At 70.0% G+C, this 13,176-nt stretch carries 13 protein-coding genes; 10 read left to right on the top strand and 3 right to left on the bottom strand.

The window, feature by feature from the left end; genetic code table 11:
* Positions 1-30 precede the first annotated feature (30 nt).
* Entirely contained in the window at positions 31-2,052 is a 2,022-nt protein-coding gene (locus AOK17_RS38840; RefSeq protein WP_055617327.1) for a beta-galactosidase, read from the bottom strand.
* A gap of 240 nt (positions 2,053-2,292) precedes the next feature.
* Between AOK17_RS38840 and AOK17_RS38845 the strand changes: the two genes are divergently transcribed.
* The 4 genes from AOK17_RS38845 to AOK17_RS38860 are packed head-to-tail and all read left to right on the top strand — an operon-like array spanning position 2,293 to position 6,465.
* Complete coding sequence (locus AOK17_RS38845; protein ID WP_055617328.1) at positions 2,293-3,615, top strand: ABC transporter substrate-binding protein; 1,323 nt, start codon at positions 2,293-2,295, stop codon at positions 3,613-3,615.
* Positions 3,612-4,535, top strand: coding sequence for a carbohydrate ABC transporter permease (locus tag AOK17_RS38850; RefSeq protein ID WP_055617329.1), 924 nt, complete (start codon positions 3,612-3,614; stop codon positions 4,533-4,535). The genes AOK17_RS38845 and AOK17_RS38850 overlap by 4 nt, the downstream gene beginning before the upstream one ends.
* On the top strand, positions 4,532-5,437 hold the full coding sequence (locus AOK17_RS38855) for a carbohydrate ABC transporter permease (RefSeq protein ID WP_055617330.1): 906 nt from the start codon (positions 4,532-4,534) through the stop codon (positions 5,435-5,437). Before AOK17_RS38850 ends, AOK17_RS38855 begins: the two co-directional genes overlap by 4 nt.
* Positions 5,434-6,465, top strand: coding sequence for a LacI family DNA-binding transcriptional regulator (locus tag AOK17_RS38860; protein WP_055617331.1), 1,032 nt, complete (start codon positions 5,434-5,436; stop codon positions 6,463-6,465). The genes AOK17_RS38855 and AOK17_RS38860 overlap by 4 nt, the downstream gene beginning before the upstream one ends.
* Before the next feature lie 30 nt (positions 6,466-6,495).
* Here the strand turns inward: AOK17_RS38860 and AOK17_RS38865 are convergent, their stop codons facing one another.
* Positions 6,496-6,909 (bottom strand): SseB family protein, encoded by a 414-nt coding sequence (locus AOK17_RS38865; protein WP_055617332.1) that lies wholly within the window; start codon positions 6,907-6,909, stop codon positions 6,496-6,498.
* 356 nt (positions 6,910-7,265) lie between these two features.
* Between AOK17_RS38865 and AOK17_RS38870 the strand changes: the two genes are divergently transcribed.
* The 3 genes from AOK17_RS38870 to AOK17_RS38880 all read left to right on the top strand — a co-directional run bounded on the left by AOK17_RS38870 (position 7,266) and on the right by AOK17_RS38880 (position 8,869).
* Complete coding sequence (locus AOK17_RS38870; protein ID WP_055617333.1) at positions 7,266-7,850, top strand: TMEM165/GDT1 family protein; 585 nt, start codon at positions 7,266-7,268, stop codon at positions 7,848-7,850.
* A gap of 141 nt (positions 7,851-7,991) precedes the next feature.
* Positions 7,992-8,342 carry a VOC family protein gene (locus AOK17_RS38875; protein WP_055617334.1) on the top strand — a complete coding sequence of 117 codons (351 nt, stop codon included), beginning with the start codon at positions 7,992-7,994 and terminating at the stop codon, positions 8,340-8,342.
* A gap of 95 nt (positions 8,343-8,437) precedes the next feature.
* On the top strand, positions 8,438-8,869 hold the full coding sequence (locus AOK17_RS38880) for a MarR family winged helix-turn-helix transcriptional regulator (protein ID WP_055617335.1): 432 nt from the start codon (positions 8,438-8,440) through the stop codon (positions 8,867-8,869).
* A 78-nt stretch (positions 8,870-8,947) separates the two neighbouring features.
* Here AOK17_RS38880 and AOK17_RS38885 read toward each other — a convergent pair whose 3' ends face one another.
* On the bottom strand, positions 8,948-9,805 hold the full coding sequence (locus AOK17_RS38885) for a LysR family transcriptional regulator (protein ID WP_055617336.1): 858 nt from the start codon (positions 9,803-9,805) through the stop codon (positions 8,948-8,950).
* Between the two features lie 1,067 nt (positions 9,806-10,872).
* Between AOK17_RS38885 and AOK17_RS38895 the strand changes: the two genes are divergently transcribed.
* The 3 genes from AOK17_RS38895 to AOK17_RS38905 all read left to right on the top strand — a co-directional run.
* Positions 10,873-11,754, top strand: coding sequence for a sulfurtransferase (locus AOK17_RS38895; protein WP_055617338.1), 882 nt, complete (start codon positions 10,873-10,875; stop codon positions 11,752-11,754).
* A gap of 53 nt (positions 11,755-11,807) precedes the next feature.
* Positions 11,808-12,692 (top strand): ABC transporter permease, encoded by an 885-nt coding sequence (locus AOK17_RS38900; RefSeq protein ID WP_055617337.1) that lies wholly within the window; start codon positions 11,808-11,810, stop codon positions 12,690-12,692.
* 62 nt (positions 12,693-12,754) lie between these two features.
* Positions 12,755-13,176: ATP-binding cassette domain-containing protein (locus AOK17_RS38905; RefSeq protein WP_157881485.1), on the top strand; the 422-nt coding region annotated here is incomplete at its 3' end.

Raw genomic sequence — 13,176 nt, forward strand, 5'->3', positions numbered from 1 at the left:
AGGGGCGGCGGGGGCGAAATCATTGGCCGATCAACCGTCGAGGCGTACAACCCGTACGGCCCCCGCCGGCACCGCAAGCCGCCCCGCCGCCCGCTCACCGGTGAGCAGCTCAGTACCGTGCGCGTCGAGCGCGACCTTCGCATCGACGCCGGAGTGGTTGATCGCGAAGAGGAACGTCCCCGACTCCCCCACCCGCCGCACCACTTCGACATCCCGAGGCAGATCGGCCCGGGGCGCGATCCGCGCGTCATCGGCTGCCCAGCCGACGAGCGCGTCGAGCCCGTGGGCCCCGAGCCGCGTGGACACGTACCAGGCGGATCCCTCACCGAGCCGGTGACGGGTGACGGCCGGATGCCCCTCGGTGAGCCCGTCGGCGTACGTCCACACGGTCTCGGCGCCACGCGGCACGACGAACTCGGTCCAGACGTCCCCGGCGAGTTCGGATCCGTCGGGTCCGGTGATGCGGACGTGGTCGCCGGCGAGGAGCGGTGAGAACTCCTCGACGGTCAGGCCGAGTACGTCCCGCAGCGGGCCCGGGTACGGGCCCTCGTGCACGGCGTCGTGTTCGTCGACGATGCCGGAGAAGTACGAGACGACGAGGGTGCCGCCGTTCTCGACGTACTCCGTGAGGTTCTGTCCGGCGGCCTCGGTCATCAGGTAGAGGGCCGGCACGACGACAAGGGGATAGGCGGACAGGTCGGCTTCGGGGTGGGCGAAGTCGACAGTGAGGTGTCGGTCGTAGAGGGCTTCGTAGAAGGCGTCGGCGCGCTCGCGCGGGTCGTGGTCCTCGCTGGGGCGCCACTGGAGGTTCTGCGCCCACCAGGAGTGCCAGTCCCACAGGACGGCGGCGTCGGCCCGGGTGCGGGTGCCGCGGATCGTGCTCAACGAGTCGACGGACGCGCCGAGTTCGACGACCTCGCGCCACACGCGCGAGTCCGTGCCCGCGTGCGGCAGCATCGCCGAGTGGAACTTCTCGGCGCCGCGCCGTGACTGCCGCCACTGGAAGAACATCGCGCCGTCGGAGCCGCGGGCCACATGGGCGAGGGAGTTGCGGGCCATCTGGCCGGGGGCCTTGGCGGGGTTGCGGGTCTGCCAGTTGACGCCCGACGTGGAGTGTTCGAGCAGCAGCCAGGGGGCGCCGCCGGCGACGGAGCGGGTGAGGTCGGCGGCCATCGCGAGGTTCACGTGCGTACGGCGGCCGTCGGTGATCAGGTAGTGGTCGTTGGTGACGAGGTCGACCTCGCGGCCCCAGGCCCAGTAGTCGACGGAGTCGCACTGGCTGAGGGCGGTCATGAAGTTGGTGGTGACGGGGATGCCGGGCGCGAGGCGGTGCAGGATGTCCCGCTCGGCGACGAAGTTCTCACGCATGGTGTCGTCGGCGAACCGCTTGTAGTCGAGCGCCTGGGCCGGGTTGCCGACCGTCGGGGTCAACCGGGGCGGGTTGATCTGGTCGAGGTCCGCGTACCGCTGGCCCCAGAAGGCCGTGCCCCAGGCCTCGTTGACCGCGTCGACCGTGCCGTACGTCCTGCCGAGCCAGCGGCGGAAGTGCGCGGCGCAACTCTCGCAGTAGCAGGCCGAGACGGGGACGCCGTATTCGTTGTGGACGTGCCACATGGCGAGCGCGGGGTGTTCGGCGTACCGGGTGGCGAGCTTGGTGGTGATGTCCGCGGCGGCCGAGCGGTAGTGGGGGTTGCTGTGGCAGATGGCGCCGCGTGAGCCGAACTCGTAGCGGGTTCCGTCGGCGGTGACGGGCAGTGCTTCGGGGTGCTCGCGGTAGAACCAGGCGGGCGGCGCCACCGTCGGCGTACCGAGGTCGGCGCGTATCCCGTTCTCGTGGAGCAGGTCGAGGATTCGGTCGAGCCAGCCGAAGTCGTGGTTCCCGGGCTCGGGCTCCAGCAGGGCCCAGGAGAAGATCCCGACGCTGACCATCGTGACGCCGGCCTCGCGCATCAGCCGGACGTCCTCGGGCCAGACGGTTTCCGGCCACTGCTCGGGGTTGTAGTCCCCACCGAAGGCGAGCCTCGAGAGGCCCTTGGGGGTGGTCTCCGGCATGGATTGTCTCCCGGTCGATCGATCATTTGGGAACGTGCACACACAGCGCCAGCGGCGCAAGGCCAACATAACCGCACAGCAACAACCATTGACAAGTGTCCTGGATGTTTCTCTACTGTGAACGCTCACAGAAGCAGCACGGGCAAGCCGGAGGGGCTGAAACTCCCCGGAGGCGAGCCGCACAGGAAAAAGGGGCAGGCCTCCGCAGCAGGCGGAGACCACGGTCAGGGAGACAGATCCATGCCACACACGAAGCTGCGTCGCCTCGTGACCATCTCGGTCGCTGTCACGCTCGGCGCCACCGCACTTGCCGCCTGCGGCTCCTCGGACGACAACGACAGCGAGGCCGACTCGGGGCCGGTCTCGCTGACGTACTGGTCCTGGACGCCGGGCATGGACAAGGTCGCCGACCTCTGGAACAAGGGCCAGGGCAAGAAGGACCGGATCACGGTCACGGTCAAGAAGCAGGCGTCCGGCGACACGCTGGTCACCAAGATCCTCACCGCGCACAAGGCCAAGAAGGCCCCGGACCTGGTCCAGGCCGAGTACCAGGCCCTGCCGACGCTGGTCAGCAATGACGCGCTCGCCGACATAGCCGGCGACGTCGACGGCGTGAAGGACAAGTTCGCCGACGGCGTCTGGCAGCAGACCACACTGGGCTCGGACGCGGTGTACGCGATCCCGCAGGACTCCGGGCCGATGATGTTCTACTACCGCCAGGACCTGTTCAAGAAGTACGGCCTCGAAGTCCCGGGGACCTGGGACCAGTTCGCCGAGACGGCCCGCGCACTGAAGAAGAAGTCGCCGGAGACGGACCTGACCACCTTCTCCGCCAACGACTCCGGTCTCTTCGCCGGTCTCGCCCAACAGGCGGGTGCCAAGTGGTGGACGACAGAGGGCCAGAAGTGGAAGGTCGGCATCGACGACGCGGCGACGCAGAAGGTCGCCGACTTCTGGGGCGGCCTCGTCAAGGAGGGCGCGATCGACAACCAGCCGATGTACACCCCGGCCTGGAACAAGGCGCTCAACACCGGCAAGCAGATCGCCTGGGTCAGCGCGGTCTGGGCGCCCGGCACCCTGACCACCGCCGCGCCCGACACCAAGGGCAAGTGGGCGATGGCTCCGCTGCCGCAGTGGTCGCAGGGTGAAAGCGTCACGGGGAGCTGGGGCGGTTCGTCCACGGCCGTCACCACGGACTCCAAGCACAAGTCGGCCGCCGCGAAGTTCGCCGCCTGGCTGAACACGGACCCGGCGGCGCTCACCGCGCTCGCGAAGGAAGGCGGCATCTACCCGGCCGCCACGACGGCGCAGACCAGTGACGCGTTCACCGAGCCGCCGGCCTTCTTCTCCAACCAGAAGGACTTCTACACCCAGGCCGCCGACATCGCGAAGACCACGGCTCCCTCCGCGTGGGGCCCGAACGTGAACGTCGCGTACACCACGTTCAACGACGCGTTCGGTTCCGCCGCCAAGAACAAGTCGGACTTCGGCGCCGCCCTGAAGACGATGCAGGGCGAGACCGTCGCCGACCTCAAGAAGCAGGGCTTCGAGGTCGCGGAGTGACGAGCGCACGCCGGAAGTCGTACGGGGTCAAGGGGGCCCCGTATGCCTTCCTCCTCCCCGCGACGATCCTGTTCGCCCTCTTCTTCGCGCTGCCCATCGGCTACGCGGTGTGGCTCAGCCTGCACAAGGTCCAGGTCAAGGGCCTCGGCCTGGGCGCGGGCGCCCGCAAAGAGGTCTGGGCGGGCCTGGAGAACTACACCGACTCCCTCACCGACTCCCAACTGCTCGACGGAGCGGTGCGCGTGCTCGGCTACGGCGCCATCGTGGTGCCGGTGATGCTCGGGCTCGCGCTGCTCTTCGCGCTGATGCTCGACACCGACCGGGTCCGCCTCGCGCCGGTCACCCGGCTAGCGATCTTCCTCCCGTACGCCATTCCGGGTGTCGTCGCGGCGATGCTGTGGGGCTTTCTGTATCTGCCGGACGTCAGCCCCTTCTACTTCGTCCTCGACAAGCTGGGGATGCCGCAGCCGGATCTGCTGGACGGCGGGCCGCTGTATTTCGCGCTGTCCAACATCGCGGTGTGGGGCGGCACCGGCTTCAACATGATCGTCATCTACACCGCGCTGCAGTCCATCCCTGCCGAGGTGTACGAGGCTGCGAAGCTGGACGGCGCCACCCCGCTGCAGATCGCGATCAGGATCAAGATCCCGATGGTGGCGCCCTCGCTGGTGCTGACCTTCTTCTTCTCGATCATCGCGACGCTCCAGGTGTTCAGCGAGCCGACCACGCTCAAGCCCCTGACCAACTCCGTGTCCACGACCTGGAGTCCGCTGATGAAGGTGTACCAGGACGCCTTCGGCAAGGGTGACATCTACTCGGCGGCGGCGACCGCGGTGATCATCGCCTTCGTCACGTTGGTCCTGTCCTTCGGCTTCCTGCGGGCCGCGAACTCCCGTAACAAGCAGGAGGCAGCACAGTGAGTTCTCTTGCCGTCCGCAAGGCGTCCCCGGCCGCCGGCACGACGCCCGGCACCGCCCAGGGGCCGCCGCTGCGCCGCCGGATCGCCTTCGTCCCGACGGTGACGCTGCTGATCGGCGCGATCTACTGTCTGCTGCCGGTGGCGTGGGTGGTCATCGCGTCGACCAAGTCGGGCAGCGAACTGTTCTCGACGTTCACGTTCCTGCCGGGCACGGGCTTCGCCGACAACGTGACCGACCTCAGCGCCTACCGCGACGGCCTGTACTGGAAGTGGATGGGCAACTCCGCCCTCTACGCGGGCCTGGGCGCCCTCCTGTCCACCGTCGTCTCCGCGTTCAGCGGCTACGCCCTCGCGATCTACCGGTTCCGGGGCCGCGAGACCATCTTCAACATCCTGATGGCGGGCGTGCTGATGCCGCCGGTGATCCTCGCGATCCCGCAGTATCTGCTCATGGCCAAGGCCGACCTCACCGACTCGTACGCGTCCGTCCTGCTGCCGCTGATCCTGTCGCCGTACGGCGTGTATCTCGCGCGGATCTACGCCGCCGCGGCCGTGCCGGGCGATGTCGTCGAGGCGGGGCGGATGGACGGGGCGAGCGAGCTGCGGATCTTCACCCGGATCGCGCTGCCGATGATGGTGCCCGGACTGGTGACGGTGTTCCTCTTCCAGTTCGTGGCCGTGTGGAACAACTTCCTGCTGCCGTACATCATGCTCAGCGACGACGAGAAGTTCCCGATCACCCTCGGTCTGTTCACCCTGCTCGAACAGGGATCCAACACCCCGGCCCTCTACACACTGGTGATCACCGGCGCGCTGCTCGCGGTTATTCCGCTCATCGCTCTGTTCCTGGTCATCCAGCGGTTCTGGAGCCTCGATCTGCTGTCGGGAGCCGTAAAGTCGTGACCATGAGCCAATCGGGGGGCCGGCGCAAACCGCCGACGATTCACGATGTCGCGCGCGAGGCGGGAGTCTCACGAGGGACCGTCTCGCGCGTGCTCAACGGCGGGCACTACGTGAGTCCCACGGCCCAGGAGGCGGTCAACGCCGCCATCCGCAGGACGGGTTACGTCGTCAACCGGCACGCCCGCTCACTGATCACCGGACGCTCGGACTCGATCGGCTTCCTGCTCACCGAGCCGCAGGAGAGGTTCTTCGAGGACCCCAACTTCAACGTCCTGCTGCGGGGTTGTACGCAGGCACTGGCGGCGCACGACATCCCGCTGCTGCTGATGCTGGCGGGCACGGAGGACGAGCGGCGCCGTATCACCCGGTACATCACGGCGGGTCATGTCGACGGCGTCCTGCTGGTCTCCAGCCACTCCGGTGATCCCGTCGCCGAGCAGTTGCGCGAGGCGGGGGTGCCGCTGGTGATGTGCGGCAAGCCCATCGGCGTCGGCTCCAAGGTGAGTTACGTGGCCGCGGACGACCGGGACGGCGCCCGTGACATGGTGCGCCATCTGGTGTCGCTCGGCCGTCGGCGTATCGGCGTGGTGACCGGTCCCCTGGACACGCCTGGCGGTGTGGAGCGGCTCGCGGGCTACCGGGAGGTGCTCAGCGAGTCGGGCATCGACTTCGACGAGCGGCTCGTCGTCTCCGGTGACTACAGCCGGGCCAGCGGCGAGGCGGGTGCGGAACGGCTCCTGGCCCAGTGCCCGGACGTGGACGCCGTGTTCGTCGCGTCCGACCTGATGGCCCAGGGCGTACTCACCTCACTGGAACGGGCCGGTCGCCGCGTCCCGGAGGACGTCTCGGTGGGCGGCTTCGACGACTCCTCGGCCGCCCTGGCCGCCCGCCCCCAGCTGACGACCATCCGGCAGCCCTACGACCGGATCAGCGCCGAGATGGTGCGGGTGCTGCTCGCCCAGATCGGCGGGGAGGATCCGGCGGCGGTGATCCTGCCGACGGAACTGGTGAAGCGTCAGTCCACCTGAGACCGGCGCTTCACGCGGCTTTCCGGCGCTTCACGCGGCTTTCCGGCGCTTCACGCGGCTTTGAGGGGTGGGGCCCAGCAGCAGGTGCACACCCTCCACCGACAGCGTCACGGCCTCGGGCGAACCCGGGTCGATGGTGAGCGTCAGGCCGCGCCCGGGCCAGTGGGCCGCGATCATGCCCAGGGGTACGAGGTGGTAGCACTGGACGTCCGGCAGGGCCTGCGCCATGCGCTCCTCGGACGTAAAGACGAGGACGGCCCGGCCGATGACCGGCAGAGTCAGTTTCCGCGTCTCCGTGTCCGGGGCCGGCACCAGCACCTCGGTGCCGGCCAGCCGGGTCCGCGCGTCGCCGTCCAGGCCGTTGTGGGCCAGGACGCTCAGCGCCCGCAGGATCACATCGGACGAGTCGTCCGAGGGTGTCGCTTCGTGAAGTGAGCCGTTCATGAGGGTTCCGCTCGTGAGTCGCGGGCTGGACCATCCCTTGCCCGTCCGCGTCAAGTGTTCTTCGCATACCCCCGGCCCGCACTCTCATGCGAGGCCCGTATGGGTGTCCTGTACACTGAGTGACTGCGGAGGGGAGTAGTCCTGCGAACCGGTCGTCGACACACTGGAGCCCTCGGGTTCCCGGTGGCCGGGCCTGTGTGATCACACGGGTGGACGAGACCTTCGGCCAGGCATCGATGTGCCCGCGAGTCCTCGCGGCGCACCCGTCATGCCGGGCCGATCGGTTCTCCCGTCGCCCCGGTCGAGGGCGCTTCGCGAAGATCCGGGGGCCCGGTCCCTACAGAAAGCCACCCGGAATGCATCTCGACCCTCTGGCGATCCTCACCGCCTTCGGGCTGATCTTCCTCGCCGAGCTGCCGGACAAGACGATGTTCGCGTCGCTGGCCATGGGCACCCGTATGCGACCGCTGTACGTGTGGTTCGGTACGTCCACCGCGTTCATCGTGCACGTCGCAATCGCCGTCGGTGCCGGAAGCCTCATCGGTCTGCTGCCCGACTGGACCGTCAAGACGGTCTCGGCCGTCCTCTTCGCATTCGGCGCCTTCATGCTGCTGCGCAGTGGAGGGGACGACGACGAGGACGACGCCGGAGGCCGGACCGTCACCGGCTTCTGGCCCGTCTACACGACCGCCTTCATGGCCGTCTTCATCAGCGAGTGGGGCGATCTGACGCAGATCACGACCGCCAATCTCGCGGCCACCAACGGCGTCGCGTCCGTGGCCGTCGGTTCCGCCGCCGCCCTCATGTCGGTCTCCGCGCTCGCGCTGCTCGCCGGGCGGTTCATCGCCAAGCGCGTACCGCTGAAGACCGTGCAGCGGATCGGCGGGCTGTGCATGCTGGGGCTCGCCGTCTGGTCGGTCGTGGAGATCTTCACCGGCTGACGATCCGCACCCCCGGGGCGACCGGTCAGGAACGGAGAAGCGTGCTCCCACCCCTCGGCCATAGCGTGATTCCACCGGCGAGAAACCGGTCCGAACCGGTGACGACCGCCGGTGGAAATCACGACAGCGGAGGAGCCCGTCATGTCCGAAGGCCTCAGGACCATCACCTATCCCGTCAAGGACCTCGCCCGCGCCAAGGCCCTGTTCGGCTCGCTGCTGGGCGTGGAGCCGTACGTGGACGAGGCGTACTACGTGGGCTTCCGGGCGCCCGGCGGGCCGGAGGTCGGGCTCGACCCCAACGGTCACGCGAAGGGCCTGACCGCACCCGTTCCCTACTGGCACGTCGCCGACATCAAGGCGAGCCTGGCCGGTCTCGTCGACGCGGGCGCCGAGGTCGTCCAGGACATCCAGGACGTCGGGGGCGGCACGCTGATCGCCTCCGTGAAGGACGCGGACGGCAACGACGTCGGTCTCATCCAGGAGGCGTCCTGAGCGGGGTGAGCAACTCCGTAGCAAGGTGAGCAACTCCATGCAACTGCACTAGTTGCATGGTAAACAATGGCCGCCTTCTCTGTTACCGTGCGTATATGGCAGCAGAGACGGCCGCTCCCCGGCTTGAGGACCAGTGGCGGGACATCCTGTCGGTGCACGCGCGCACCATGTGCGAGATCGACCGCGAGCTCCATCCGCACGGCCTGGGCGCCAGCGACTTCGAGGTGCTCGACATTCTCGCGTCGACCACGACGACGGGCCCTGACTCCGACTCGCCCACGAGCAGGGGCTCGGGTCCCGTCGAGCAGTGCCGGGTGCAGAACATCGCCGACCGGGTCCATCTGAGCCAGAGCGCGCTCTCCCGCCTCATCGGCCGCCTGGAGAAGGAGGGCCTGGTGGAGCGAAGCGTCTGCCAGGAGGACCGCCGCGGGGTCTGGGTCGCCCTCACCGGCAAGGGCCGCGACCTGCACACCGAGGTACGCCCGCTGCAGCGCGCCGTCCTGGCCCGCATGCTGGCCAAGGGCTGAGCCGCCTCGGCAAGAGCCAGTCCCCCGGCGGCGGCCGAGTCACCCCCGCAAGAGCCGAGTCATCCGCCGGGAGCCGAGTCATCCCGCCGGGCGCAGCAGGTTCCGTACGGCCTCGAACGCCGCCGCGACCGTCTCCGGGTCGGCGCCCGGCCGGGCCAGCGCGCTCATCGGTATCGGTGTAACCGACGGCAGTCCGTCGTACGGGCTCAGTCCGTCCGGCGCGGGCCCGACCGCGGCGAGGAGGGCCACGCCCACGCCCGTGCGCGCCACGTCGAGCACCCCCGCGAGATAGCCGGCGTCGCCGACCACCGTGGCGGCGACTCCGTGCGCGGCGAGGGTCGAGATGGCCCGGCGGCGGATCGCGCACGGGTCCTCGATGGCGACCAGCGGGACCGGGGCCGGCGCGGGCGGCGGCGCCCAGCCGGGCGTGGCGTGCCAGGTCAGCGGGAGGCCGCCGACCGGAGTCCCCTCGGTGGCCGCCGCCTCCGTCACATACACCGCGACATCCACGCTGCCGCGCTCCACGGCCTCGACCAGCCGTGCCGAGCGGTCGATGCGAAAACGCACCCGGCAGCCGGGCCGCACCTCCTGGACGGCCGCGGTCAGCCGGGGCAGGAACTGGTCGGCGGCGTGCTCCGTGGACCCGATGGTGACGGTGTCGCCCTCGGTGTCGAGCAGCACCCGCACGGCCTCGTCGTGGACGGCGAGGATGCGACGGGCCTGCTCCACGAGGAGCCGCCCCTCCGGGGTGAACCTGGTGCCCCGGCCCTCGCGTTCGACGACCCGGCTCCCCAGCGTCTTCTCCAGCCTGCGCACATGCTGGCTGACCGCGGACTGGCTGAGGGCCAGGGAGTTGGCGGCGCGGTGGAAACCGCCGCAGTCGGCTATCGCGGTCAGGCTGCGCAGGGCCACGATGTCCAGGACAGGTTGGGGCATACCGCGACCGTAGCCCGTCGCCCTCATCGATCGCGATCCCTGATCGATTTCGATGCGGAATCGTCGTTGGACGGAATCCGCCCCGGCCGGTCATGATGAACCCATGGTTCCCACGACCGCTTCCGCTGCCCTTCTGACGCAGCGCCGAGTCATTGACTTCGGCGTGGCGTGCAGCGCGCGCTGTCGTTGATTCCCCGGCGGTCACCGGCGTTCCCGCTCGGCCCCCACTGATCGTGTCTCCCCTGTCCTGACACGTGTCGGCAGGCTGCCGCGCCTCCCCCTTCGCTCCTGCGGTCCTCCTTTCCCCCTGCCCTGAACAAGGGAGTTGCTTCCTCATGCCCTCCTCGCTGTCCGCCTCGCGGGCCACCCCACCGTCCGCCTCCTGGGACGAGCCCAAAGGTCTCGCCGCCCGGGGCACGCTGATCGTGCTGGCCGGCCGGGGCGAGCACGGTGGCGTGTACGAGCGGTTCGGCCGCCGTCTCGCCTTCGACGCCTATCGCGTACGTGCCCTCGGTGACCCGGTCGCCGATCCGTCCGTGCTCGACGAGGCGGCCAAGCTCCTCGCCGACGAGTCGCTGCCCGGTCCGAAGGTGCTGGTCGGCTCGGACACGGGTGCGCTGTACGCCGCTCGGCTCGCCGCCGAGCAGACCCCGGGGATCGACGCGCTGATCCTGGCCGGTCTGCCCACCGCCCCCTGGGCGTCCGGGAGTTGGGAGGCCGAGGTCGAGGCACGCACCGCCTGCCCGACCCACCAGGCACGCCTCACGAACGACCCGGGTTTCCGGCGCGGGGCACTGGACACGGCCCCGGACCTGCCGGAGCCGAGCCTGGACCTCGTACGGGTTCCGGTGCTGGCCCTGCACGGCGCCGAGGACACGGTCAGTCCACTCGCCGACGCGCTCAGCGCCTACGAGGGGCACCCCGACGTACGGACCGTGACCTTCAACGGCGGCCGGCACGACGTGCTCAACGACGCGCTGCACCGCACCGCCGCCGCCACGGTCGTGCTCTTCCTGGAACGGCTCCGCCTCTCCCCCCGAGCTGCCCGCGATCGCGGAGGGCCTCGCATGAGCGCCCGGGTGACGACGACGGTCGAGGAACTGCGCGAACTGCTCGACTCCGGGCAGCCCCCCGTCCTGCTCGATGTGCGCTGGGCGCTGGGCGACCCGCACGGCCGGGACCACTACGAGGCCGGCCACATCCCGGGGGCGGTGTACGTCGACCTGGACCGCGAACTGGCCGGTCCGCCGAGCCCGGAGGGCGGCCGTCATCCGCTGCCGGACCTCGCGGATCTGCAGGCGTCGGCGCGGAGTTGGGGCCTCAGCGAGGGGCGGCCGGTCGTCGTGTACGACGACCTGGGCAACACGGCCGCCGCCCGCGCCTGGTGGCTGCTGCGCTGGGCCGGAGTCCCGGACGTGACCCTGCTGGACGGGGCGTTGGGCGCGTGGCGGGCGGCGGGGCTGCCGTTGGAGTCGAGTCCGGGTGCGACAAAGCCGGATACGGAGACACCTGGTCCGGACGCGCCGGAGCCGGGTGACGTCGTCCTCCGGCCGGGCGGACTGCCGGTGACGGACGCGGACGGGGCAGCTCAACTGGCCGTCACAGGGCTGCTGTTGGACGCCCGCGCCGGGGAGCGCTATCGCGGTGAGCAGGAGCCGGTCGACCCTCGCGCGGGCCATATCCCGGGCGCGGTCTCCGCCCCGACCGGCGAGAACCTCGCGGCCGACGGGACGTTCCTGCCGCCCGAGGAGCTGCGCAAGCGGTTCGAGGACCGCGGTGCCGGTGAAGCAGCCGTGATCGGCGTGTACTGCGGGTCCGGTGTCACCGCGGCCCACCAGATCGCCGCCCTCGCGATCGCCGGGTTCGACGCGACGCTCTTCCCCGGCTCCTGGTCGGCCTGGTCCGCCGATCCCGCCCGCCCCGCCGCGACCGGGCCCCTGCCGTCCTGATCCGCACCGAGCAGTCCCGAACCGCCTTCGGCCGTCCCGAGAGGAAGACCGCCATGCCGACGAAACAGATCGGGGTGACAGCCCCCGTACTGGAGAAGCCCGAACCGCCCGCCGAGCCCTCACCCGCCCGCGTCACCATCCGCGGTACGGCGCATCTCCCCCGCCGCCGCCTGTCCGTCCCCCGTTCCGTACGCCGTGCCGCCGGACCGGTCGGGCTGGTCCTCCTGTGGTTCCTCGGCTCCGCCACCGGTGTGCTCCCGGAGTCCGTGCTCGCCTCGCCCGTGGACGTCGTACGCCAGGCCGTCGAGCTGACGAAGACCGGCGAACTGCCCGACGCCATCGCCGCGTCCGGGCGCCGGGCGGCGACCGGGTTCCTCATCGGAGGGACGGTCGCGCTGTCGCTGTCCCTGCTCGCCGGGCTGTTCCGGCTCGGGGAGGACGTCATCGACTCCTCGATGGGCATGTTCCGGGCGATCCCGTGGGTCGGTCTGATCCCGCTGTTCATCGTCTGGTTCGGCATCGAGGAGACCCCAAAGATCGCGCTCGTGGCGCTCGGTGTGACCTACCCGCTGTACTTCAACATCTACGGCGGCATCCGCTCCACCGACGCCCAACTCGTCGAGGCCGCACGGATGATGGGGCTCGGCAGGTTCGGACTCATCAAGTACGTCATCCTGCCGAGCGCGCTGCCCGGTGCCCTCGTGGGACTCCGGTACGCCCTCTCCACCGCCTGGCTCGCCCTCGTCTTCGCCGAGCAGATCAACGCCGACGCAGGCCTCGGCTATCTGATGAGCAACGCCCAGCAGTACTTCCGTACGGACGTCATCGTGCTGTGCCTCGCCGTGTACGCGCTGCTCGGCCTGGCCTGCGACTTCGCCGTACGGGTCCTCTCGCGCCGCCTGTTGAGCTGGCGTGCCTCCTTCGAAGGCGAGGCGTGACCATGACCGCGAACACCGTGAACACCCTGAAGTCCCAGCCCGCGCCGGCGACCGCTACGGCAGTGGCGAACAGCGTCGAGATCCGGGGGCTGTCCCGCGCCTTCGACGGCAACACCGTGCTGCACGAGCTCGATCTCGACATCCGTGAGGGCGAGTTCGTGGCACTGCTCGGCCACAGCGGCTGCGGCAAGTCGACCCTGCTGCGCATCCTGGCCGGGCTCGACGACGAGATCGGCGGCGAGGTGACCGTGCCCGCCCGGCGCAGCGCCGCGTTCCAGTCGCCGCGGCTGCTGCCCTGGCTGAAGGTGTGGCGCAATGTCGTACTCGGGCTGCCCGGCCGGCCCGACCGGGCGCTGGCCGACAAGGCGCTGGACGAGGTCGGTATCGCCGAGCGCGCCACCGTCTGGCCCAAGACGCTCTCCGGTGGTCAAGCCCAGCGCGTCTCGCTGGCCCGCGCCCTCGTCCGTGAGCCCGAACTCCTGCT

The sequence above is a fragment of the Streptomyces phaeochromogenes genome (assembly GCF_001418655.1).
GTDB classification, from domain to species: Bacteria; Actinomycetota; Actinomycetes; order Streptomycetales; family Streptomycetaceae; genus Streptomyces; species Streptomyces phaeochromogenes.